Genomic DNA, 24,890 nt, shown 5'->3' with positions numbered 1-24,890 from the left:
CATCTGGCGGGAGTACCCCTCAACTCGTTTCACTTATCATCCGATACGCCCCGTACCATGGTTGCCGAGTTTGTTATTTATAAGTACTTCCTCTTGACGAGTGTGAACTATTTGCCTACAATCACTCACTGTGCTTAATTGGATAGAGCACTAAGCGTAAGCGAGTACACATATATATGGCCAAAAATCTAGTTATCGTCGAGAGCCCAGCAAAAGCAAAAACCATCGAGAAGTACCTCGGGGGTGACTTTCATGTGCTGTCGAGTATCGGTCATATTCGCTCTATCGTGAAAAAAACCAAAGATGGCACACCACCGATTGATGTAGACAATGGCTTTAAGACGCAATACGAGATCGACCCAGAAAAGAAAAAGACTGTCGCCGAACTACGTAAAGAAGTAAAAAATGTCGGTCCAGCCAACGTCTGGCTTGCAACCGACGAAGACCGCGAAGGTGAAGCCATAGCCTGGCATCTTTGTGAAGTCCTGAAACTCGATCCCGCCACCACCAAACGTATCGTGTTTCATGAAATCACAAAACCAGCGATCGAAGCAGCGATCAAGGAGCCACGCACTGTGGATATGAACCTCGTGGCTGCCCAGCAGGCACGCCAGATACTTGACCGTATCGTCGGCTTCGAGCTAAGTCCTGTCGTATGGCAAAAGGTACCCGGAGGCAAATCTGCCGGTCGCGTCCAGAGCCCGGCGGTACGCCTGCTTGTAGAGCGTGAGCGCGAAATCGGTGAGTTCGAAGGCTCGTTCCAGTTCAAGGTCACCGCCGTATTCCAACACGACGGCCAAGATGTAAAAGCCGAACTGCCACAGCGTTTTGACACCGAAGACGAAGCTAGAGACTTCTTAGAAAGTCTGAACGGTGCTACTTTTAGTGTTACCGATGTCACCAAAAGCCCGGCTACGCGCAATCCAGCCGCGCCTTTCACCACCAGTACGTTACAGCAGGATGCAAACGCCAAACTTGGTTTCGGCAGCAAAGCAACAATGAGCAGTGCCCAGAAGCTCTACCAAGAAGGTAAGATCACCTACATGCGTACCGACAGCACCAATCTGTCTGGCCAAGCTATCGCGAGCGCCAAAGATTTCATTACCTCGGCATTTGGCGCCGAGTACTCACAGGTGCGTCAATTCAAGACAAAAAACGCGAGTGCCCAAGAGGCCCACGAAGCCATCCGTCCAACCGACATGCGACTAGAGAAGGGTAGTGGTAACGAATACGACCAGAAACTCTATAATCTCATCCGCACGCGTACGCTCGCCAGCCAGATGGCACCCGCCAAACTTGAGAAAACGACCGTCACGATTGCGATTAGCTCTGGCGACAAACAATTCGAAGCCAAAGGCGAAGTAATTGTCTTTCCAGGCTTCCTAAAAGTGTACGGCGGTAGCAAGAAAGAGGCTGATATCTTGCCCGCTATGGCAAGTGGCGACACGTTGCAGCTACACGAAGCGAATGCCAAACAGATCTTCGCCCGTCCACCAGCCCGCTATACGGAAGGTAGCCTAGTAAAGAAGCTCGAAGAACTTGGCATCGGCCGCCCAAGTACCTACGCCACCATCATTGATACCGTGCAGACACGCGGCTATGTAATCAAAGGTGAAGGCGAGGGCACGCCACGAGACGTGATCGTACTGAGTTACGATGGCAGCGCCGTTGGACGCGAGGTTGTCCAAGAAAAAACCGGCGCCGACCGAGGTAAACTCGTACCAACACCAGCCGGCGAACTTATTGCCGATTTCCTGGGTGACCATTTCGAGCAGGTTGTTGATTACGACTTCACTGCCAATGTAGAACAAGAATTCGACCGCATCGCAGAAGACAAACTGGCGCGCAATGCCATGCTCAAGGCATTTTATACGCCATTTCATACGCTTATCGAACAATCTGGCGGCATAGATCGCAGCAAGGTCGGCGCGCAGAAAGAAGTTGGCAACGACCCTAAGACAGGGAAGATGATTTACGCCCGGTTCGGCCGTTTCGGACCCATGCTTCAACTTGGCAGTAGTGAAGACACCGAGAAGCCACAGTTCGCACCCATGCCTGCTGGCGCCAAGATAGAGACAGTCACGCTTGAGCAAGCACTCACGGCTTTTAAGCTTCCCCGTGTTGTTGGCCAGACGGCCGAGGGCGAAGACATCAAGGCAAACATTGGTCGTTTTGGGCCTTATATCCAGATTGGTAAACTCTTCGTCAGCATTAAACCTCTCGACCCGCACGACATTACTCTAGACCAAGCGCTCGAGCTCTACGCCGAGAAGCTCAAGGCAGAAGCGGAAAAGAATATATCTGACTTCGGCGATGGTATCAGAGTACTCAATGGTCGCTACGGCCCCTACATTACCGACGGCAAGAAAAACGCTAAAATTCCAAAAGATACCGAACCAAAAAGTATCACTCACGAGCAAGCCAAGCAACTGCTTGCCGACGCACCAGCCGCCAAGAAGCGCATTCCACGACGCAAGAAGTAGCTTGACGCGTCTTGAAATTAATTGTATGTTCTAAATACTGTCCACCGCTATCGAAGGATTGAACATGCAAGCACACAACCCACTCAGTGATGCAGCGCTCGTACCGAGAGACATTGCACCCGGCGTACGGTTTATCAACTACAAGCCCGACATGCCGGAGTCAGTGCGTCACGGCACATTTCACCGCTATGCCTACTGGGACTCAAGAGAGGAGTACGTCGCGGATCTCATCTTCGACAGCGAGCCAGCGACCGCAAAACCGCACGACGTCGGACTGAGCGTACTGGGCATTACCTGCTCCTCCGATGACGAAAATGAGTGGGCGCAATGCCTCACTATTTTTGAAACTACGTAGCCAGACAGATGCTCTCCGCCCCACGAAAGACCTCCACCTTGAGGCGTCACCAGACGCATCGGTTGACGTCCTCGGGGCGGTCTTTCGTTTTCTAACATAAGCAGATATACTAGTCTCACTATGAAATCAAAAGCGTGGGCATGCCGGAACAGCGGCTTTACATTGATAGAAATTCTTGTCGTCACTGTGATCCTTGGTATCCTAGCGACAATCGGCCTCGTATCGTATCGCGGCATCCAGCAGCGAGCTATCACCACTACCTTGCAGAGCGACCTATCAAACGCCGCCAAGCTCATGGAGGCAGGGAGGGGCACTTCCCGCATGTACCCGGATATATTGCCGGCAGACATGAGACCCTCCAAAGGTGTCGGTATCCAACTTGTCGGTATCGAAAGTCGGTATGCCGGCCTGAGCACCGTGCAAAACGGTGTATTGTTCTACGATCTTTGCAATGAGATGGTGGCCGAAGGACGCAGTAACGGTGCGAGCGTGAGTGGACAAGTTGGCGCCTATATCACTGCCTGTAATGTGTACGGCTACCAGGGTATGCAGATAAATGGCTGGAATGCCAACACATTCAACGTGCCGCTTGGGCAAAATACCATCCGCGACTGGTACAATACCAACGTCTCATACGACGCGTGGTGGTCCGATAAGAAAACGGTCATGATGAACTTTGGTACTGAGCTATCCAACCGCTTCATCGCCATGGGTGGCACATTCCCAGTCACATCGTTTTGGGACAATTGGGCATCTGGCATTCAGAAAGAAACTCTTCCGGCACCAGTATCAATATTTGACCCTAGTACATTTTGCGTCCAAGCCCACCATGTCAATTACCCAGATACCTACTGGCATATCTCGGCAGGCGACACCCAGGCAAGTGCTGGCGCTTGCTCATAAGCCATAAACTCAATCCCTAGCGTATACAATATTTATCTACCCCTGTATATACATAAGCGCACAAAGTAGTGTTACAAAAAAGTCTCAAAACACTGTTTACAAAACCCGTCGAACTCGTGCTATAATACGGTAAGCAGAAAATCTGTTTGACATTGAATACACAATGTTTTATAATGAATACAGATTTGGAATTAACAACAGTATAAATCTGAGGTGGCAGAGAGGACAATTACAGATGAGCGAAGCTCCTACGCAAGAACAAGTGATCGATATCAAAGCAGCAGTTGCCGCTATTGTTGATTCTATTGACCAAGAGCGTGAGCGTGAAATCATTACTCGTCGTTTTGGCCTCTACGAACGCAAAGAAACACTCGAGCAGATCGGTGAGCTTCTCGGTATAACCCGTGAACGCGTACGTCAGCTTGAGAAGGCAATTTTGATCCGTATCAAGATGACTGCAGAGCGCGGCGAACTGCCAGATGTGACTGCGAGCGAAAAGGTGATCGTCCGTGTCCTCAGCGACATGGGTCGTATCGCCCGCGTCCAAGACCTGACTGACACACTCCTTGGCAAGAAGAGTGATGCTCGCGAGCGTGCGCACATCGCCTTCCTGGCAGAGCTAGCGCCACATCTTACCGTAGTTAACGAAACCGACAACTACCATCTCTCTGTCGGTATCGCAGAATATGGCGACGAGAAAAAGATTCGCAAAGAAGTCGATGAAATCGTAAAAGCAATCAAAGCCAACAAAGAGCCACTCACTATTGAACAGCTTGACGCTAAATTAAACTACGAGCACCCCAAGCATGTAGAAGCACTCGCCAGCGTCTCTAAGCACCTTGCGCACCTGAAAGACCTCTGGGGTCTGACCAAGTGGCCGACTGTGAACCCGAAGAACATCCGCGACAAGATCTTCGTCATCCTCAGCGAAAACGGCAAGCCCCTTCATTTCAGCGAGATAGCCGAAGCGATCAAAGATAGCGATTTTAACCGCAAAGATGTCACCACTCAGGCTATCCACAACGAACTAATCAAAGACAAGCGCTTCGTACTCATCGGCCGCGGCATCTACGCACTCGACAGCTGGGGCTACAGCAAGGGCACCGTTGCAGACACTATCTCTGACGTCCTGCGCGAAAGCAAAGAGCCACTTCACCGCGACGAAATCGTTCGCCGCGTACTCAAAAGCCGCCAGGTCAAGGAAACAACAATTCTACTCAATCTGCAGAGTAAGCCGCAGTTCAAACGAGTAGCCAAGGCTACGTACGCGCTAGCAGAGTAGGGAGGTATCACGGCTCGTCCACTACGCAGCTTCGGCTGCGTATTTACTTTTTATGATTTATATGCTATAATAAAAATAAGTCATAATGCCCAACTCGAAAGAAGGAAGCTATGATCGGACTCACAATCTTTGTTGTCTGGGTGCTTGTCGCCTCCACTACAGGAACGATCACCCATCAACGATTGTTAGGAGATAAGGCCTGGACCAAGCATGCAACACCAGATCTCATCTTTGTGCTTATCGTCACTTCTGTAGCCTGGCCCATCACACTCACGGTGTATACCACCAAGGGGGTCATCAACGCTCCCGAGCGACGACGCCAAAAGCGCGAGCTTGCACGGCAGATGGAACTCGACCAAGCCAGACATGAGACTGACTTGATCGCTGAGCAAGCAGCAAAGGCAGAGGCTCAGTACCGATTGCACAAAGCACACGGCTTACCCTGATTTCCAGGCATGTGAGCCTCACCGCCCCAAAAAGACCCCGCCTCGAGGCGCCACCACGGCGCATCGGTGACGTCCTCGAGGGGCGGGTTTTCTTTTGTTCACAGTTTTCACACCTTGTCATTCTGAACTTGATCTGGAATCCAATCTATAAATATCATTTTGCAGGCGTACACTCTAAAGACTCCCGAGAATCCACGTCAAGGAGAAACGGAGTAAACTGTGAGGATTTGTCAAAATTAAATAACTAGAAAAATGAATTTTGACCGCTCAAAGGGCGACACGCAGCAGCCGCTTTAAACTGGCGCGGATTCTCGGCGAGACTGAGGTGTGTCGCGAGTCTTTTGCTACTTTTCTACGACTAGAAAAGTAAGGGCAAAATCCTTCTTTTGTACGACAAAAGAAACAAAAGCTTTACGAGACAATTCAGCTTCGCAGTACGGGCAGCTTCAGAGCCTCGCAGGCAATGATAATGTTATTTACGCAGCAAGCCTGCGGATATACAATAAAAAGCTCAACCTTGCAAAATTAACAGAGGTATGATATAATGAAAATCATAAATATTATGAATTTTTTCGTCGAGTTTATCCAGCTCATCCTATCCCCGTACGTATGGGTCCCCGTATGTCTCATCTTGGGTGGACTCGCCGTCTGGAATAACCGCAAGATCAAACAAATCCAGACCGTCGAAAGTACACTCCTCATCCTCGAAATCCCGAAAACCAACGACAAATCTGAACTTGCCGCAGAGCAGCTATTTGCCAGCCTGCACGGTATTTTGCGCGATGCCGAAGAGCTCAAGCGTGCTGGGGGAGTGCAGGAACACCTGAGTTTCGAAATTGCTTCGGTAGGCGGCCAAATTCGCTTCTATGTTTGGACCCCCACGACGCTCCAGAGCTTCGTCGAAGGCCAGATCTACGCCCAGTATCCAACCGTACAGATTCACGAAGCCGACGAAGACTACGTCGCACACGAACGCCACCACAGCGTCGTCCATACTGCCGAGATCACCCTTACAGACAGCGAGTTTTTGCCGCTCAAAACGTTCCAGAGCTTCGAAGTCGACCCACTTGCCGGTATCACCGGTACACTCGCCAAGCTCGAAGACACCGGAGAAGAGCTCTGGATTCAAGTACTGGTGCGCCCAGTCCCCGACAGTTGGCACAAAAACAGCAATGCTTGGATCAGCAAAGTCAAAAACGGTGGGGGATTCAGTATATCGAGTGGCTTTGATATGAAATGGCTCGGCACACTGGCCGAGGCACTTGTAAAACCGCCAGAGACCGGAGCAGGCGGTGAGGCCAAGCCTAAAGAGTTATCCGAGCGCGATAAAACCCGTATCGCCGAAGCCGAGAAAAAGGCAACCAAACTCGGCTACCAAGTCAAAATCCGTCTGGCCTACCTCGGCGAAAGCCAAGCCAATGCCAAGCTCCGCATGCAGGCCTTGGTGGGGACCTATAAACAGTACAACAGCACCAATCTCAACGGTTTCAAACAATCAAACAGCAGCATGGACAAAGATTCGCTGGGCGCGTATCGTAGCCGTGTCTTCATGGGCGGCGACGGCTTCGTGCTCAATATCGAAGAGCTCGCCAGCGTCTTCCACCTGCCGCACACAAACGTGGAGACACCAAACATTGTCTGGGCCAGCACCAAGACGGCCGAGCCGCCGGCCAAACTACCCGTCATCACCGGCAACGAAGCAATCGACGAAAACATCTCTGCGTTTGGCCTGACAAACTTCCGTGGTATAAATCACCAGTTCGGCATGTTACGTTACGATCGCTCACGCCATGTCTACATCATCGGTCAGACGGGTGCTGGTAAGTCCGGCTTGCTCGAACTGTTTGCTCTGAGCGACGTCTACCACAACCAAGGCTACGCTATCATCGATCCGCACGGCGATTTTGCTATCAATAACATGAAGTTTATCCCGGCGCACCGTATCAAAGACGTCGTGTATTTCAATCCAGCCGACACCGCGCATCCCGTCGGTTTCAACCCGCTCGAAGTCACCGATCCCAACATGAAAAGCAACATCAGCTCTGAAGTTATCGGCGTGCTCAAGCGTATGTTCGGTGAATCGTGGGGGCCACGCCTAGAGTATATTTTGCGCTACACCATTTTGGCACTGCTCGACCGTCCAGAGACGACTATGCTCGACATCACACGCATGCTTACAGACAAGAAGTTCCGCAAAGAAACGCTTGATTACTGTACCGACACAGTAGTGCTTCAGTTCTGGAAAGTAGAATTTGCCAGCTGGAACGACAAGTTTGTGGCCGAAGCCATCGCGCCTGTGCTCAACAAGGTGGGCGCTTTCACTGCCAACCCGGTCATTCGCAATATCATCGGTCAGCCGAAGAGTACATTCAATATCCGCGAGATCATGGATGACGGCAAAATCCTGGTAGTGAATCTGAGCAAGGGGCTCATAGGCGAAGATAATGCTGGTATCCTCGGTAGTTTCCTGGTCACCAAGATCCAGCTTGCCGCCATGAGCCGCAGTGACATCCCCAATGTCGAAGACCGTCGGCCATTCTATCTCTATGTGGACGAGTTCCAAAACTTTGCGACCGACTCGTTTGCCACTATTCTCTCCGAAGCTCGTAAATACGGACTCAACCTCACCGTTGCCAATCAGTATATCTCGCAGATGAGTGACACGGTGCGCGGCGCAGTGTTTGGTAACGTTGGAACCATGATATCTTTCCGCGTCTCGGCCGAAGATGCCCAGATACTCGCGCAGCAGTTCCAGCCGCAGTTCGAGGCAAATGATCTGCTACAGATGCATAATCGCCATTTCATCGTGAATATGGTCATCAAGGGAGAGAAAGCCCCGGCTTTCAGCGCCACCACGCTCAATCTGCCACCACCACAAGTAGACAATTCAGCTTATATCATCCAAAACAGCCGGGAACAGTTTAGCCTGCCACGAGCCGAAGTGGAACAGGCGATTAGTGATCTCATCCAGCCGCCAGAGCAGCTCAAGAAGCCAAAAGCAACCCCAACTACTCCTGTTCCCGACACAAAACAATGGCCGATCAACGCCCAGACGCAGATGATAACTCCGGACTCCGCCACACCGCCACCCGTGCCAGCCGAGACGGTGCCACCAGCACCTACCGCGCCGCCTGTCGCTTCAGTGGCAGACGATGGCACACTACAAATTCGTCACGATCGCAAGAAAAAACCCACTGCCGCCACGCAGCAGCCCGCCGTTACCAGCAGCCCAGCTCCAGCGCAAACAGAAGAAGGTTCTAGAGATGCACCGAAGAAACGCAAGCGCAAACGTACCCGCAAGAAAAAACCGGCAACTCCAACCGAATCTTGAAAAAGTATCGCCGCGAGTGATAATGTTATTACGCAGTAAGACTACGAATTATTCTATTGGTCTCCAGGACCTACGTCCGGTATGACCGGCGTTGCAAAATTCTAGCGTTTCAGCCATCGATAAATCTTGCGCGGAATCTTTGGTATCTTGGTCGGAATCTCAGTCAGACTAGACAGCGTAGAAACAGGGGACAGGTCTTCAAGCACGCGCAGCAGCTGCGCCGGTTTTGCTACCATATGACGTGCCGTGGTGTCGCCTTGACCGACTTTGATTGTGACAGCGCCTGGATCATCTTGCAACTCGCGAAACATATCTTCGTCGGTATAATCATCACCCGCGCAAAGCACAAAATCAGCCGCATAGTGACGCCGTAGTTCGCGTACTACGTTGCCTTTTGTCACAGCCGTTGGCTTCACCTCAACGATATTACGCCCTTCGTGTACCGCGATGTCGTCATCGACCAGAAGCTCACCGAGCTCACGCTTCAGCTCACTCGCGCGCTTAAATGCCACATCTGGCTCTACATTGGCATAATGCCACACCATCGCATGGTCTTTTTCTTCGATCTCGGCGCCTTTGGTACGACCAGAATACTTCTCCATCACTTGGCGAATACGTTTCTTGTCTTTTTTGAAGCCGCTGTCGATCTGCTGCCACTTGCCGTCGTAGCGTTTCCAGGCTCCATGTTCGGCAGCAAGCACAAGTGGCAACCCCACAAACCAACTTGACAGCGCACGTCGCGTACGACCGCTTACAATCGCTACAGTTGTGTTAGGATCGTCACTCAGTGCTTTCAGCACGCGCCAAACGCGCAGATTTGGCGTAGCAGCCAGGGGTGATGGCGTCTTCACAAAACCTCGTAGCGTACCATCGTAGTCGAGAATAATGAGGCGCCTCGTCGCGGTCTGATACCGTGCCGCGATACGCTGGCGCTGCGTAAGCGACAATTGTTTGCGCGAACCATCTTGTGCAGCAGCCTGTTCTAAATCATGCATAAATTCTTTGCCCCAATTTTGCACCGTCACCACACTCAGTCGCTGCTGCATGTCAGTCAGGCGCTTCTTTTGCTCGGCGACAGGCATTGTCAGGGCATGATGCGTAGCATCTGCTACTGTCTGCGCGTTATTGGGGTTGATACTCAGCGCCTCTGGCAATTCATCAATCGCGCCGGCCATCTCGCTCAGAATCAGCACGCCACCACGACGTTTTTTGCTGGCCACATACTCTTTTGCGACCAGATTCATGCCGTCACGAATTGGCGTCACCAGCATGATATCTGCGCGCGCGTACAAGGCTACAATCTCAGCAAATGGACGGTTCTGAAACTGATATGAAATCGGCGCCCAATCTACCGTACCGAAGGTGCCGTTGATACGACTGACCGTCTTTTCAATTTCGTCACGAAGCTCTTGATATGCTTTAACACCTGTGCGAGAGGGGACTGCTACCATCAGAAGCTTTACCTTGCCATGATATTCAGGATGCTGCTCAAGTAATAAGCGAAACGCTTCGAGCCGCTCCGGGATGCCTTTGGAATAGTCCAGGCGATCCACCGACAAAATAAGTTTTTGCTTGCCGTAGGCGTCTTCAAGTTGCTTCAGTGCATCCTTGGTCTCGCGCGTATCAAGCTGTGCACGGAATTTGTCGTAGTCTATGCCGATAGGGTAGGCGGCCGCCTTAACCATGCGACCCTCGTATTCCAACATGCCACTCGACGCAGACGCGCCCAGTAAGCGTCGACAGCTATCGAGAAAATGCTGCGCATAGTCGTAGACATGAAACCCCACCACGTCGGCACCGAGCAATCCGCGCAGCAGTTCTTTACGCTGTGGGAGTAGGCGAAAGATCTCGAAACTAGGGAAGGGAATGTGGAGAAAAAAGCCAATTGTTGCGCCTGAGAGGCGCTCTCGAATCTGAGCCGGCAGCAACATGAAGTGATAATCCTGGATCCAAATACGGGCATCATCAGCCGATACTTCAGCAGTCGCGGCCGCAAACTTCTCGTTAACTGTGAGATACGCCTGCCAGTACTTGTCCGAATAATGCGCTACGCTCTGGAAATAGTGAAACAGCGGCCATAGAGTGTCGTTTGCGTAGCCCTCGTAGTACAGCTCTACTTCTTCAGCTGTGAGGAATACCGGATAACAGCCTCGCCCTGCCAATTCCTGCGTAATTTCCGCGCGTTCATCGTCACTCAACGTATCAGCATCTATGCCCGGCCAGCCAATCCAAACTTTATCTTCCACTTCAAGGGAGCTCATGGCAGTGGCAAGACCACCGGAGCTGGCTTCGTACACTAATTTTCCGTCTTTTCTACTGACACTGACTGGCAGGCGGTTGGATATGATGACGGTCTGAAACTTGTTCATCGCTCTCTTTAGTATAGCGCATTTTCAGCCTCGCTGCACCTATCGGGTGTATACTAGTAGTGCTTATGCAAGACACTACATCACTCGATTCACTCCAGCAACAACTTCAGCAGGGGAGCACTACCGCCGCACCAAGCCTCGACCTCAATGCGTTAATGCCGCTCATGATCACGAGTATCGTCATCACGATCATCCTGACGATACTTTTTCTCATCTACGTATCGTTCAGCACCATCCGTCGCTATAAAGTAGAAAAGGCCACGCTGGAAACACAAAAAGATATTCGACGCATCCGCGAGCTCATGGAGCAGCAAACCAAGCCCGCTGCACCGCCGCGCGCAGAACTCATTGTGGCGAAAGAGCCAGAAGCGACCGAATCGCTCTCTTAGCGTCTCTCGAAAACCAGCCACAAGTATGAGATACTAGTTGCATATTATAAGTGAGGACTCGCTAGATGAATATGCAATTTTTACAAGATAACGCCGCAATTATAGTGCTCATCGCGCTATGGGACTTGTTGTGGAAAGGCCTAGCACTCTGGCGCGCCGCGCATCACGACAGCAAAGTCTGGTTCGTCGTGCTACTCATCATCAACAGTGCTGGTATCTTGCCAATCATCTACCTGCTACTCACTGGCGGGCTCACGCTTGCTGCAGCCGCCAAGAAATCAGACGACCAAAAAAACTAGGACACTTATCTATTAGTAAGGGCAGGGGAGCCTATTCGCAGCGATATCGCTCTTCTGATACTTATAATATCTTAACTCAGTAGAACAGAAATAGAACTTATATTTGTTCCTGCTGACGACCACAATAACTCGATTGCTGCGCAGACTGATATCGACAACTCACGTACAGACCGCGAACGTAAAGCTTAAAATTGAGATAGTAAGTACGAACTTGACGGGTTTGCGGCAAAGTCGTGGCAATTGACACATAGACAGGCACAACAAACCGAGCATTCGAGACCCCAGTGATCTATAAACAGAGCGGGAAGAGGGTGATACGTCATAGTAGGGTGTAATTATATAGTATGATCATCATAGCAGCAAAAACGTAAGTATTATGAATGTATACAGGTATCATAACATGCGTTGATATTTAATGTCGCACAATATATCTTTTACGACATAAAACAAACAAATGATTGTTGTATAAGAAAACACGTATAGAACATGTAAGTATTTCGTACTTTATGGTTGATAGGGGGCACCCCTGCACATATAGAGCGACCTCTGCGTCTTTTGCCACACATTGCAATGTTATTTATACACGGAAAACTATCCTTATACATAGAGCGCCGACCTCACCAAAAGCGTTCGCACGATATTGTACGTTCTGCTACAAAGCACAAGATTATTTGACTTTTCCTGCAATATTTGACATTGTATAGTTTTTCCACAGAAATATGTTTTTTGTGTCGCAATCTGCAGATCCCGAGCCGCCGCGTGTGACATACCTCCCGCGATACATGTGACTGTTAGCTGGCCTGGCCTCTCACCCCTACCCCCTTCTCTCGTCGAAGCTTATTGGAGAATTTGACTTTTTTATATTTTTGTATTTTTGTATGTTTTTTATAAAATAGAACGAAAATAGAACATCATGTAAAAGAGCAGAGTACACCCTATTGCCCCACTACTCAAAGCTCAACTATCCCCTACTCCCTGAAAAACACTTTACCTTTGACGCGGATATCAAGATATTTCGGTTTACGCCCCTGCTTGTCAAAATAGGCGATTGAGCGCGCCATGTCCTCGGCCTGCTCCCCTGCCGAACGATCGATTGACATAATAACCGGATAGTCGTGACCTTCAACATAGAGCTCAACCTGGCGAGAAGTGCCGGCTGGGATCGCCACCTTTGTCACCTTGTGGCCGTTTGCCTCGGCCTGTGCCACGACCTTACCGACAAATGTGAGGAAACGCTCGCTCGCAATAGCCGTGCCAGAGGTATGCTCGACACCGCTATTGTCAACAATTGTCACAGTCGGATTTTCGTAGATGTTCTTTGTAAAGGAGACGCCGTGGGAATCAACAAAGTATGTTTTGTCATCGACATTCCAACTCACGACGGGCTTACGGAGCGTAATATCAAATCCCGAGGTCACAGGCCCAGTATAACCACCCACACTGACTTGCTCTACTTCGGGTAGCTTAGTGTTCACAAAGGTATTGAGCTTATCTGCATCAAGGTTGAATCGTAATCTCTCAAGTGGATTCTGCGATAGATATTCTTGGATGGCTTGCTCGTACTCGCTACTCGACGCAGGGCGAGCACCGCTGAATCCCACTTGCACACCAGCCGTAAACTGATACAGAAATACCATGAGTAAGATAATAACGCCAAGCGACATGCTGAGCACTAGTGTCAAGCGACGGCGCAGATTTGTCAGATGGTGTACTTTTTCTCTAGGTGTTGCGTTACTCAATGCGCGAGGCTCTGCGCTGCGTAGGGTATGGCTTGTCGCACCAGCCAAGGTGCGTCCACGCATATACAGCGAGTCCTTGCGAGCTGGAGAGCCCGCATCTTCAACAGACCGCCTTCTGCGAGGTGGTCCGACATCTGTTCCAGATTTACGTGAGAAACGAGGCATGATACTTATGCTTCATTCTACCAGTTTTATGCCTTGTGCGCTACGACTTTGCCGCCGCGATCACTAGCTTGGCGAGCTGAAGTGCTGCGTCCGGTTTTGCAAATGTATGAAACGACTGCGCGAGCGCATCACGGCGATCTGGAGAATCGAGTAGTTCACGTACAGTAGTAGTAAGCCGATCGCCGGTAGCAAGCTCGTCATCTTGTAATACCACTACAGCATCTGCCGCACCAAATATCTTGGCGTTATAGTGCTGATCGGCGAGCTGCCGCCCAGGTACAGCGATAGTAGGCTTGCTCATGCCAGCCAGCTCTTGCAGCGCAGTGGCACTCGCCCTTGTTATCACCAAGTCGGCGGCCGCCATAATATCGTGCAGTCCATACACAAACCCTTCAGGATGATAATTCATAAGTCCCGCTCCACGCTGCTCTGCACGCTCAACATGAGCAGTACCGGTGCCATTGTAGACTGTCACTCCGTCCCCTAGTGCACGCGCCAGATCGGCCGCCGCATCGTTGATATTTACCGACCCAAGACCACCGCCAAACGCCATCAACATCGGTTTAGTAGGATCGTAACCCAGCGCCTGCTTGTAGGCAGCCTGTTCTTCGGCCGATACAGGACTATACGCCTGATCAATAGGCACTCCGACATAGTGACTCTTCGCAGATGGATATGTGTAGTTTTTGAGCGGAAAACCAGTGGCAATAGTGGTTGCGAATCGTACTAGCAACCGAGCAGTGAGTCCGGGCCGAGCGTCGGAGTCATGGATTACAAGTGGACGCCGCAGGCACCAGGCGGCAAATCCTACCGGCAAGCAGACAAACCCACCTTTTGCCAGTACAACATCTGGACGAAACTGCGCGATGAGCACCAAGCTCTGAAAGAACCCAATGGCTACTTTGAACATATCGACAAGGTTACTTCCCACGATACTGATATGCGCAAAGTGCTGCCAAAAAGACAGGTGTGGATAGCGTCGCAGCTTGCCAGAAGTAACTGTGCGCACGGCGACCGGCACCGATACATTGCTCATAATACCGCGCGCCTGTGGCGCAAAGCCACGATCACACACAAACAGCACATCAATCGACTTGTCGCCTTCAAGCTCAGCCAACTGTTCAACGACTGCGGCGACTGGCGTAACGTGGCCGCCCGACCCCCCGCCGACCGCGAGAATCTTCATTCGTCTCCTCCTTTATGCGTGTATGAACAGTATACCGTGAAATCTGAAAAACTACACCTAGCGCCGCCGCGATAAATACCAAACTGGTGCCACCGAAGCTCAAAAACGGCAATGTGATACCAGTGAGTGGCATGAGCCCAGTCATGGCGGCAACATTGATGACAACATGCGACGCAATCCAGCCGAAAACACCTGCAACTATGAGGCGATACTCTGGTTTCTCAAGCCGATCTATAAGCCCCAGTATCCGCACCAGTAGTAGATAGAACATCACCAAAATAAACACCAAACCCACAAATCCAAACGTTTCGCCAAGAATTGCAAATACCGAGTCATTGATTGCCTCTGGCAAGTACCCCGCCGCTTGGACGCTATTGCCAATACCTACACCTAGCACGCCGCCGCTGCCGATCGCGATCTTAGCATGCGCAATATGATACCCGGATGCGTCATCTACCGACGCCTCGTCACCCTTGAGAAATGTCATAACACGGTCAATACGGTGCGGCGCAGTGATAATCACTAACAGTCCCGCCACCAGTAGTAACCCGAGCAGCGCCAAACCAACTTGCCTGTGCATACCCGATACGACAAACATAGACACAACTATCGAGACCGTAGCGATACCGGTGCCGAGGTCTTTTTGGAGTACAATCACGAACAAAGCGGCGGCTGCCATCAGTATGATAACTGGTATGATTGTTTTGTCGCGGTCATTGATAAGTCCAGTACGCATCCGCGCCGCCAAAAATCCTGCGAGATATATCAAGAGGCCAAATTTCAAAATCTCTGCCGGCTGCACCGTGCCAAGTCCCGGCACCACAAACCAACGACACGCACCAAGGGCACACTGCGCCACGGATTCCATATGCAACACATTACCTAGTAGTACTAGCAAGAAACAGGCTGCGAAACCCGTGAGTAAAATACCCAGTCGCCGCCGTAACATCCAGTCGAGACTCACGCGGTATGCCACTACAAATGCCGCCACTGCCGCCACGACACTACTCGCCTGTTTGATCACGAAGTACGTGTCCGAAAGATCGCTGCCGAACGATTCGTTGAGTACATTGGCACGCTGCGGCCCAATCGCAAAGATGATAATCAAACCGATAACAACCAAAATAACCGTGTAGGTCAAAATCCGATAGTCGGGATTATGGCGGCGTAGCAAACTTTGAGTATTTATACCCACCCTGCGTAGCGACTCGCGCACTAAATATGTCCTCCGGCGATCGCAAGATACACACCGAGGAATGCCGCCACAGCGCCAATTACCCAGAAGCGCATCGTCACCTTAGTTTCTGGCCAGCCGGCAGCCTCCAGATGGTGATGGATAGGCGCAGACGTAAAGATTTTACGATGAAAGACTCGCTTGCTGAATATCTGGATCAAACTTGAGCCTGCTTCTACTACAAAAATCACCCCGATGACCGGCAGCAGGAAAAGCGTGTTTGTGAGCATCGCCACCACGCCCAAAGAGGCGCCAAATGCAAAACTCCCTACGTCACCCATGAAAAATCTAGCCGGGTAAATATTAAACCACAGATAGCTGAGCAGCGCACCGACAACCGTAAAACAGAAGCCCGCCAGATGGAACTGCCCCTGCAGAAGTGCAATCACACCAAATGTACTAAAACTTAGCGCCAGCAACCCACCTGCAAGTCCATCCAATCCGTCACTAATATTAACTGCGTTACCCGTTGCTACTACCGCGAAGGCGAATAGCGGAATCATAAACCAACCAATCTCTAGTGGCCCAACAAACGGAATATGCACACTACTATACCCAAGCTTGACACAGAAAAACCACCCTAGTGCTAAGCCCAGTGCTGTGATCATAAGGAACTTAACGCTTGAGCGCATGCCCGCCACCCCTGTACCATCACCTCTTAGATTGATAATATCGTCGAGCAGGCCCACAAATGCGCCCCCCAGCAGTGCTGCCAGCGGCAACCAGGTCTCCCCCCTGTCGAGATTGACGAGCGTGACGGTGGTAATGGCAATTACGCCAATTGCACCGGCCATCGTAGGGATGTTACGCTTGAATTTCTCTTTGTGAAGTTTGACGAATACGAGCAACTTCTCACCAGTTGTACTTGTGTCACGCTGTTTCTTCCAGAAGCGATAACGGTATGCTGCGTAGGTATAAATTGGCGTCAAAGCCGTTGCCAGCAAAAATGCCGCCACACTGAGAATAAATGTACTAGTCATTTCGTTTGTTAGCTGCGAAAGTGTGATGAAATCTTGCATATTAAACCTTAGGTTGGAGTTGATAATAATTCAAAAGCCAGTTAGACAAGTCGGTGAAAATCGGCATGGCATGTTTGTTTCCTTCGAGATTCATGTTTTTACCTGATACTTGCACCATTATAACGTACTTTGACTCTGCTTCGGTGCCACCGAAGCCTAAATATGTGCCGACGGTCTGGGTATCGACGTATTGACCGTTCTCGAGCGTTTGTGAAGTACCAGTCTTTCCGCCAATGTAGTAGCCTGGCGTGTCGGTTTTGGTGTAGCCGACACGGGCGTTATGTATCATCTCTTTGGCTTGGGCGGACGCGCTCTGGCTAATGACATTTGCCCGAGTTTGGGAGTGCTTTTCGGGATTCAGTTGCCCATTTGTGTAGGTGCCGTCTATCACCGTCGGTGAGTGGTAGGTACCGCCATTAATGATCGCGGAGAATCCGGCCGCCACCTGCAACATCGTCACATTGAGCCCCTGCCCAAATGCCATATTGGAATACCGTACTGCGTTGCCTTGCTCGTCTTGAGGCGAAATCAAAATACCTTTTTGCTCGTTGGCGATTTCGATTCCAGTACGCTCACCCAGACCTAGTCGATTATGAAAATATTCGTATATCGTATCGCGTGCCGTCTTATTAATCGTTTTGCCGTCACCGAGGCGCTGCGCCACAGTCACCATACCGGTATTCAGTGAGTTATCGAGTGCTTTCTGCATGGTAATTGTGCCTGTCACACCTTTAAGTGCATTGGTAATCGTGCGATCCTCAACCTGGATCTTATCAGTATTGTAGAATGTCGTCTGCGCGTTCATTACACCTTTGTCGATACCTGTCGCAATCGTAAATGTCTTAAGCACCGAGCCCGGTTCGTACGGTTCAGTGCTAGCTATATTGCGAAATACCTGCTCATCTTGTACTTTGTTAAATTCTGCAGGGCTGTATGTTGGGTAATCGGCCAGCGCCAGCACTTTGCCACTATTTGGATCCATCACCAGCACGCTCCCGTGTGTCGCGCCGCTACGCTGCAATCCAGCCATGAGTGCCTCTTGTGCCTTGGCTTGAATATTACGGTCGATAGTCAGGACAATATTATCGCCGTCTTTTGGATCTTCGCGAATATTGTCTTTGCCGATAGACAGCGGCACGTTGGCTACATCTGTGACAGATTTGAGCAAACCGTCTTTGCCCGTCAGGCGGTCGTTGAGCTGCTGCTCTACCCCATACTGCCCCTTACCTTCGTTGTTTACGAAGCCGATAGTCTGCGCTGCCATGTCACCTTCCGGATACACACGTTTGGATACTTTTTGGAAACCAATGCCTTTCAGCTCTTTGGATTTGATCAGTTCAGCCTGGCGCAGTGTCACGTTTTTTGCGAGCACACGATACATCGATTTTTGTGATTTTGACTCGGCAAGCGCTCTAGGAATATCATCAACAACCAAATTACCGCCCGCCACGTCACGCACCACCTGCGCAACATGAGTTGGGTCGGTTACTACCGTAGGATCTGCAAACAGTGTATACACCTGCTGATTCATCACGAGCGGCACTGGAGTGCCACCGTCCATCGCATAAATCATGCCACGGTTGGCCGGTATAACCAGCTTCTTCACCTGCTCTTCTGTAGCTAGTGCCACATAATGTTCATGCTGGATTACCTGCAGAAAAAATAGCCGCATAACAATCACTACCATCGCTCCCGTGAGAAGCATGGCCAGGAATTGTGATCTGGTCATATGACGGAGTGCTAGTGGCATATACTTTTACTATTATACCGTATTAGTGTACGTATTCAGCTTGTGGTTGCGTCATGGCTTTGGCCACATCGCTGTTTTTGACAGATTCGAGCGAGCTCAGACGAGCATTCTCTACTTCGAGGTCAGCTTTTTTGGTTGCAAGTTCGTTGATTTTTTGATCCAGATCATATGCAGTATGGTCATAGGTAGCCGAGCCAGATGCTTGCGACAGGTAAATAATTCCAAGTACGAGTACCATCAGCGCTACGAGAATCGTATGCATGACGGGCCCCAATTTGACTGGAGAAACAAACCGAGCGGTGTTTTGATTGCGCCCCCAGCTTTGTTGACGCCGAGCAGCGTACGTAGCAGTACGTGAGTAAGACATTGTGGTGGTATATCTTTCTGTTTATATTTGTGTTTGTGTGTTTGGTGGCCACCTACGCCGCGAGGGACATAGGTGGCCGAAGCAGTGCTTAACCCTTGCGGACTGCGATTGACGCAGCAGCTACTTCTTTTTTCTCTACTTTGATGTGGATTGGCATGCGAGTGCTTCTCCCTTTCTTTGTGTTTATTTTTTCACTGCCGCACGGAGTTTGGCGCTCCGAGCGCGCGGATTGTGAACGTCGTAAGTGGCACCATCGAGTGGTTTTTTGTTGAGCAAACTTAGCTCGGCTTCGAACCCCGCTTGTGCCTGCTCTTTAAAAAACTGCTTCACCAACCTATCCTCGAGACTATGGAAGCTTATCACCCCTACCCTACCGTTCTGGTGTAAAAGGCTGGGCAGGAGTGGTAAAACCGCTTCCACTTGCGCGAGTTCTTGGTTAACCTCGATACGCAGTGCTTGAAAGGTGCGCGTGGCAGGATGGATTTTTTGCCATTTGCCACGGTGAAGGTGCGCGATCATATCAGCGAGTTGTTTCGTATCCGAGAAGGGTCGATTCTCTACTATTCCAGTGGCGATCCTTCGTGCGAAGCCTCGCTGTTCCTCTCCGTATTTGATGATGATACGCTCAAGCGCGTCCACTGTGTAGGTGTTCACGATAGTCTCGGCGCTCGTAGTTTGACTACGGTCCATCCTCATATCCAGAGGGCCTGGTTTTGTAAAAGAAAATCCTCTCGTCGCTTGATCGAGTTGCGGTGACGACACGCCCAAATCCACAACTACGATGTCAAACTTCTTCTGCTGAGCAATAAGCTCGCGAGCAGCGCTCACGAAATCGGTGTGAAGTAGAGATACTCCACGCGCTGCAAACCGTTCAAGATGCGCTATGGCATACTCATCACGATCTACTAAAGCAGAATCAGCAAAGTTGCCCGTCTCCTCGAGAAACGCCTCGGCATGACCACCGTATCCCGCTGTCAGGTCGAGATAACTCTCTCCTTTTTGCGGTGTTAGCAGTTCAAGCGTGGCATCGAGAAGTACAGGTACATGTAGCTCATACTCTTTCGAGCTATGAGACTGTGGTGGAACATGTGCTTTGATACTCATAACCTATAATTATACCACTTTTCATGGTATGCGTACAGGTCACTGAGTCCAGTATCATTGTGCAGATCAAGGCGACCGCGAGACGCGCACCGAAGCGTATAGATGATACGCAGAGGGAGCATCGCAGCGAGTCAACGCCGATATGTGCAAGGATACTGGGCTCAGCTTCGAGATCACCAAACTGGCAACGTAGGTTTGTTGTTTGTTTTTTGTGTAAAGTGTTTGTTTTTGTAAAGTCGTTGCTACTCTGTAAGTGTATCAAAGTTGACGTGCAACTGATAAAGAGTAGCTAGTGTGAGAGACTTATGTGTGAGGTGGAGTTTTTTGGGAGGTGTGTTTTTTAGGGAAGGTACGCCGGATTGGTTTTACGTGATTCCGGAAGGCTCACCCCACGTTGCCAGATTGGCAGATCTCGAGAGTTTCTTCTGATAATGTCTGGTTGTTAAAGAACCGGCTGCTTAAGCACCTACCACTAGTTGGCTGCTTCGATACGCCAGTATAGCCCAGCTCGTGTCGCCACGATATCCCGGTCTATGCCTGCGTAGTCGAGCAGATGTTGCTCTAGTGTGACCCGACCCTGCTTTTGGTCGAGTTCATCGGCTGTTTTCCCACGTCGAAATTTGACGTTGAGATCCGCGACTTGTTCGTCAAGGATATTGCCTCTGAGTGCTTGTTCTACTTCCCTGTCCCACACGTCTTGTGGGTAGAGATGCAGATAGTCCTTAAATCCGCGAGTGATGACAACTCCGCTGGCAAATTCCTGGCGTAGCTCTGCTGGGATGGTAAGTCGGTGCTTGTCGTCCAGCTTTCGCTCGAAGTAATCTACCGTTGCCACTTTGTTCCTTCTCGGGTTTAAGTGCTTTGTATTGTTGTGGTTTTAGTGGGCTTGTTTGTTTTTGTCGTTCGTTACGTTTGCCACTGAATTCATCATACTACCCACTTTTACCCACTGCAACCCCCATTTTTGACTTTTTCTGAAGTGGTGCTTTGTGTTATCCACAAAATTGTGGATAACTATACGCACTAACAGAGATAATCCCCCGCCGTACTGGCGAGGGATTCTTTACAAAAATACCACGGTTTATATGACAACTAGCGACCAAAGATAACTGCAGAAATGGCGTAATCGTATTCTGTTGTTACCTGCATCATGAGCCATGCGATGAAAATAAACATGTTGATAAGAAGGGACACGATCAGGACGGCATTGCGTACATCCTCGCCGATAGTCATCTCGACGATGCGCTCTTCGGCTTCAGCCAGCATCACCTTGTCTTTCGCCAGCTTCTTCTCGTCTTTGGCAAGTGCTTTCGCCAGCTCAGCTTTGCTTGTAGTTTTGATCGTTGCTTTTTTGGTTGTGGTTTTTGTTTTCTGTGTCATGATACTTTTAATACTAGCATATAGCTTATGCTTTGTCAATAGTCTTAACCACTTAGAAATATATTTCACCATATTATTTGTAGTTGGGAGCTGCGAGTATTATTATACAGAGTCCTGAATCAAGCCCAGGATCACTTACTCGAGCAAATCGATTACCTGATGCAGCGAGGTAACATGCGTGACATTGCGAGGGACATCACCAAGTTGAGCCGGAAGTGCCGTAGCGTAATCGAGCGGCTGATAGCCATGCGATGGCTCGGGCGGAAAGCCATCATAGCTGGCTGATTTATCGTCGATAAGCACGACGCGCTCCACCGCCCTACCGCCAAACTCCGGCGGCAGATGAAATGAGCCGTCTGACTGCTGCCAGCCTGAGATCAGCCGGCCCTTGTGCTTGTCTGTCGTGACAATGCGGTGCACATGATTAAACCCGCTGGCGGTGAGCTTGAGATGCTGCCAGAGTGGGTTACCATATGTGAGAATCCCGTGTGATTTGTGCGTACGATTGAGATATGCCAATAACTCATTTGCCCCGGGCAGGAGCATGTTGAGTGCCCTACTCTCGTGGATAAACTGTTTTTGGAGTCGTTCCCAGAGATCAAGCGAGTCCTGGTCAGCCAAATGATCACGCACATAGCTCGCCGTGTCAAACGAGTCACCCTTCGCCTTCACATCGGCATCGATTTTCTGGACACGTTCGATTGGCAGCAAAATATATTGATTGGTAATTTCTATAAATACCTGCAGTAACTTGTCACTGTCTACTAATGTACGGTCAAAGTCGACAATATAAAATGTGTCAGTACTGCTTGGCGTCACGGGCGTATTCATATAGCTTGATTATAGCATTTGCGACAGCATCTGAGTCGTGACGAATCAGCGTGCGCGCCGCAGCTATGGGATCAGCCGTGTTGGTGTTTTTCCAGATAGAACCCGAAAGAAGCTTGGCACCCGCCGCAATATATGGCTTATCATGCAAACTTACTTCATCGTAACCGACGCTTTTTTCTCCAAATTTGGCGTATTTTTCGAGCAGTTCATCACTCGGTCGCTCGGTATTAAACAGCACCGCGTCGAGAAACTTCTGACCGGCAAATCGCTCGATTTCGTCGGCAAAATCATTGACCTGGTAGCTGTCGGTCTGGCCGGGCTTAGTGACGAGATTGCAGACGTACAGACAGAACGCTTTGGTGCGACCAAGCGCCTCGCCAACTCCAGGTACAATAAGCGCTGGTGCAATACTACTGTATAGTTGGCCAGGTGCGATGACGACGATATCTGCTGTCTCAATAGCGCGAATAGCGCGCGGATTTGGCGTTGGTTCAGGCTCGAGCCACAGCTCCGGTCGCTCGTCGCCAAATTCCATATCACTAATCTGGAACTCTCCACGCGTCTCTCGACCCTGACTGTCACGCATCGCCAGTTTGACACTCGTGAGCGTAATTGGCTCTACGACACCTTTGATATTGAGCACCTCGCTTGCCACTTCGACGCCGCTGCCGAAATCTCCTGTCATCTTTTCGAGCGCCGTGAGGAAAAGGTTGCCAAATGCATGGCCCTTGAGGCTTCCCTCTTCGAACCGATAATTGAACAGATCTCGCACCCGTTCAGAATCACTGAGTGCCACTAAGCATTGACGGATGTCGCCAGGTGGCAATGCACCAAGCTCGTCGCGTAGTACTCCAGTACTGCCACCGTCATCTGCCATATTTACTAACGCAGCCAGCTGCGAGGTATGGTCTTTGAGCGCAGAAAGTAACGTAAAGCTACCCGTACCCCCACCGATAACAGCTATTTTGATCTCGGTGCGCGCAAACGGTTCTTTCACTGGTCCACCTTTCGTAGTTTTTTGATCACTTTGCCGAACCAGACGGCACTCGGGCGCAGTTTACGCTCCATTGTCAGATAGTTGACCTGCGCCAACCCAAAACGTGGCCAGCGACCACTGTCGAGCTCTACGTTGTCAAGCAGGCTCCAGTGCAAGTATCCAAGCAAATCGACACCATCGGTGATTGCGGCCAGCATAGCACGTATCGTTGCTTCGAGCCACTCCTGGCGCTGTTCGTCTCGCGCGTCGGCAATGCCGTTTTCGGTGATGAAAATCGGCAGCTTGTATTTGTCGTGGAGACGCACTAGCGCGTGTTCGATATTGTCAGGGCTATTGTCCCAACCAAGATCGGTATGACTAAACTCGGGGTTATGGATGCGATACCCATAGACGCGGTAACTCCGGTAATAGTTGACTCCTAGAAAATCGCACTGCTTATACACCTTAAGCAGGAAGTAGTCATCATGGACAAACTGCATAATAGACGCGCTCATATGACTCAGCCACGCATCATCACCTGCATAAATGTATGCCGAGTGATACGCCACCGAGACCTTGGCGCGCGGCTTGAGCTCGTGGATCACGCGAGCAGCTTGATTGTGTGCTCGTGCTAAGTTATTCATCACTACCAGCGTTTGCCATTTACTGCGCACGTTTGGCGGCCATTCGCCAGCATGGTAGCTACGCTCAACATACACATTTGGCTCGTTGATCGTGATGATATAGCGGACATTGATACTAAGCTCCTGCATTACCTTCTCTACATAGCGCAGGAAATATTTGATATTACCGCGCTTAGCGAAACCACCCATATCGGCAAACCATACTGGTAGCGTGAAATGAAACAGTGTCATAACTGGCTCAATACCACGCGCATGCAAGTCGTCGATATACTGCTTATAATGCGCAATGGCTTCGACATTCCACGCACCCTCGGTTGGCTCGATACGCGACCATTCTACACTGAAGCGAAACGCATTCATATGCAGCTGCTCGAGCAAATCGAAGTCCTGCTCATAGCGCTTGTAATGTTCGACTGCACGACCAGACACATAGTTTGCGGGGTTCGTTGCTAGCTTCTCTGTATGATGCCATGATTTGAGATCGCCGTACTGATACAGTGCGCGCGCAGCCAGCGCTTTGGCGTTTTCGAGCTCCCAGACACTCCAGGTATTGTGATTGCCGCCCTCTACCTGGTGCGCCGAGGTAGCAGCGCCCCAAAAAAAGTGAGGAGAAAACGTCTTGGGAGTTTTTGACATAT

The 24,890-nt window shown here is 50.4% G+C and carries 21 protein-coding genes; 8 read left to right on the top strand and 13 right to left on the bottom strand.

What is annotated here, in order from left to right; genetic code table 11:
• The first annotated feature begins 176 nt into the window (after positions 1–176).
• From topA to GII36_RS01865, 6 genes are all read left to right on the top strand, one after another.
• The gene (gene topA, locus GII36_RS01890; RefSeq protein WP_260764023.1) at positions 177–2,483 is read left to right on the top strand and encodes a type I DNA topoisomerase; all 2,307 of its coding nucleotides are present in this window, start codon (positions 177–179) and stop codon (positions 2,481–2,483) included.
• Between the two features lie 64 nt (positions 2,484–2,547).
• Positions 2,548–2,838, top strand: coding sequence for a hypothetical protein (locus GII36_RS01885; protein WP_260764021.1), 291 nt, complete (start codon positions 2,548–2,550; stop codon positions 2,836–2,838).
• A 120-nt stretch (positions 2,839–2,958) separates the two neighbouring features.
• Positions 2,959–3,741, top strand: coding sequence for a type II secretion system protein (locus tag GII36_RS01880; protein ID WP_260764018.1), 783 nt, complete (start codon positions 2,959–2,961; stop codon positions 3,739–3,741).
• A 235-nt stretch (positions 3,742–3,976) separates the two neighbouring features.
• The gene (locus tag GII36_RS01875) at positions 3,977–5,023 is read left to right on the top strand and encodes a sigma factor-like helix-turn-helix DNA-binding protein (RefSeq protein ID WP_260764016.1); all 1,047 of its coding nucleotides are present in this window, start codon (positions 3,977–3,979) and stop codon (positions 5,021–5,023) included.
• Between the two features lie 110 nt (positions 5,024–5,133).
• Positions 5,134–5,469: a hypothetical protein gene (locus GII36_RS01870; protein WP_260764015.1), complete on the top strand. Its 336-nt coding sequence runs from the start codon at positions 5,134–5,136 to the stop codon at positions 5,467–5,469.
• A gap of 562 nt (positions 5,470–6,031) precedes the next feature.
• Positions 6,032–8,800, top strand: a complete 2,769-nt coding sequence (locus tag GII36_RS01865; protein WP_260764013.1) for a type IV secretory system conjugative DNA transfer family protein — start codon at positions 6,032–6,034, stop codon at positions 8,798–8,800.
• A gap of 101 nt (positions 8,801–8,901) precedes the next feature.
• On the opposite strand, the gene GII36_RS01860 is transcribed toward GII36_RS01865, so the two are convergent.
• Positions 8,902–11,169: a bifunctional alpha,alpha-trehalose-phosphate synthase (UDP-forming)/trehalose-phosphatase gene (locus GII36_RS01860; RefSeq protein WP_260764011.1), complete on the bottom strand. Its 2,268-nt coding sequence runs from the start codon at positions 11,167–11,169 to the stop codon at positions 8,902–8,904.
• A gap of 65 nt (positions 11,170–11,234) precedes the next feature.
• Between GII36_RS01860 and GII36_RS01855 the strand changes: the two genes are divergently transcribed.
• Positions 11,235–11,558, top strand: a complete 324-nt coding sequence (locus tag GII36_RS01855) for a hypothetical protein (RefSeq protein ID WP_260764009.1) — start codon at positions 11,235–11,237, stop codon at positions 11,556–11,558.
• Between the two features lie 65 nt (positions 11,559–11,623).
• The gene (locus GII36_RS01850) at positions 11,624–11,857 is read left to right on the top strand and encodes a DUF5652 family protein (protein WP_260764008.1); all 234 of its coding nucleotides are present in this window, start codon (positions 11,624–11,626) and stop codon (positions 11,855–11,857) included.
• Between the two features lie 968 nt (positions 11,858–12,825).
• Here GII36_RS01850 and GII36_RS01845 read toward each other — a convergent pair.
• The 12 genes from GII36_RS01845 to GII36_RS01790 all read right to left on the bottom strand — a co-directional run bounded on the left by GII36_RS01845 (position 12,826) and on the right by GII36_RS01790 (position 24,888).
• Entirely contained in the window at positions 12,826–13,761 is a 936-nt protein-coding gene (locus tag GII36_RS01845; RefSeq protein WP_260764006.1) for a cell division protein FtsQ/DivIB, read from the bottom strand.
• A 40-nt stretch (positions 13,762–13,801) separates the two neighbouring features.
• Positions 13,802–14,947, bottom strand: a complete 1,146-nt coding sequence (locus tag GII36_RS01840; protein ID WP_260764003.1) for a UDP-N-acetylglucosamine--N-acetylmuramyl-(pentapeptide) pyrophosphoryl-undecaprenol N-acetylglucosamine transferase — start codon at positions 14,945–14,947, stop codon at positions 13,802–13,804.
• Complete coding sequence (locus GII36_RS01835; RefSeq protein ID WP_260764001.1) at positions 14,883–16,121, bottom strand: FtsW/RodA/SpoVE family cell cycle protein; 1,239 nt, start codon at positions 16,119–16,121, stop codon at positions 14,883–14,885. Before GII36_RS01835 ends, GII36_RS01840 begins: the two co-directional genes overlap by 65 nt.
• 41 nt (positions 16,122–16,162) lie before the next feature.
• A complete protein-coding gene (gene mraY, locus GII36_RS01830; protein WP_260764000.1) occupies positions 16,163–17,200 on the bottom strand; it encodes a phospho-N-acetylmuramoyl-pentapeptide-transferase in 1,038 nt (345 codons plus the stop codon).
• A 1-nt stretch (position 17,201) separates the two neighbouring features.
• Positions 17,202–18,950: a peptidoglycan D,D-transpeptidase FtsI family protein gene (locus GII36_RS01825; RefSeq protein WP_260763999.1), complete on the bottom strand. Its 1,749-nt coding sequence runs from the start codon at positions 18,948–18,950 to the stop codon at positions 17,202–17,204.
• Between the two features lie 22 nt (positions 18,951–18,972).
• Complete coding sequence (locus GII36_RS01820) at positions 18,973–19,212, bottom strand: hypothetical protein (RefSeq protein ID WP_260763998.1); 240 nt, start codon at positions 19,210–19,212, stop codon at positions 18,973–18,975.
• A 288-nt stretch (positions 19,213–19,500) separates the two neighbouring features.
• The gene (rsmH, locus tag GII36_RS01815) at positions 19,501–20,421 is read right to left on the bottom strand and encodes a 16S rRNA (cytosine(1402)-N(4))-methyltransferase RsmH (protein ID WP_260763997.1); all 921 of its coding nucleotides are present in this window, start codon (positions 20,419–20,421) and stop codon (positions 19,501–19,503) included.
• 472 nt (positions 20,422–20,893) lie between these two features.
• Positions 20,894–21,256: a division/cell wall cluster transcriptional repressor MraZ gene (locus GII36_RS01810; protein WP_260763996.1), complete on the bottom strand. Its 363-nt coding sequence runs from the start codon at positions 21,254–21,256 to the stop codon at positions 20,894–20,896.
• A 257-nt stretch (positions 21,257–21,513) separates the two neighbouring features.
• Positions 21,514–21,801: a hypothetical protein gene (locus tag GII36_RS01805; RefSeq protein ID WP_260763995.1), complete on the bottom strand. Its 288-nt coding sequence runs from the start codon at positions 21,799–21,801 to the stop codon at positions 21,514–21,516.
• A gap of 135 nt (positions 21,802–21,936) precedes the next feature.
• Complete coding sequence (locus GII36_RS01800) at positions 21,937–22,632, bottom strand: HAD family hydrolase (protein ID WP_260763993.1); 696 nt, start codon at positions 22,630–22,632, stop codon at positions 21,937–21,939.
• On the bottom strand, positions 22,601–23,629 hold the full coding sequence (locus GII36_RS01795; RefSeq protein ID WP_260763991.1) for a gluconeogenesis factor YvcK family protein: 1,029 nt from the start codon (positions 23,627–23,629) through the stop codon (positions 22,601–22,603). The genes GII36_RS01800 and GII36_RS01795 overlap by 32 nt, the downstream gene beginning before the upstream one ends.
• A complete protein-coding gene (locus GII36_RS01790) occupies positions 23,626–24,888 on the bottom strand; it encodes a glycoside hydrolase family 1 protein (RefSeq protein ID WP_260763989.1) in 1,263 nt (420 codons plus the stop codon). The genes GII36_RS01795 and GII36_RS01790 overlap by 4 nt, the downstream gene beginning before the upstream one ends.
• Positions 24,889–24,890 lie beyond the last annotated feature (2 nt).

Origin of the sequence: Candidatus Mycosynbacter amalyticus (assembly GCF_025273655.1) — a bacterium.
Taxonomy (GTDB): Bacteria; Patescibacteriota; Saccharimonadia; order Saccharimonadales; family Saccharimonadaceae; genus Mycosynbacter; species Mycosynbacter amalyticus.
Note: the sequence above shows the minus strand (reverse complement) of the source record. Positions and strands in the feature narration are given on the sequence as shown.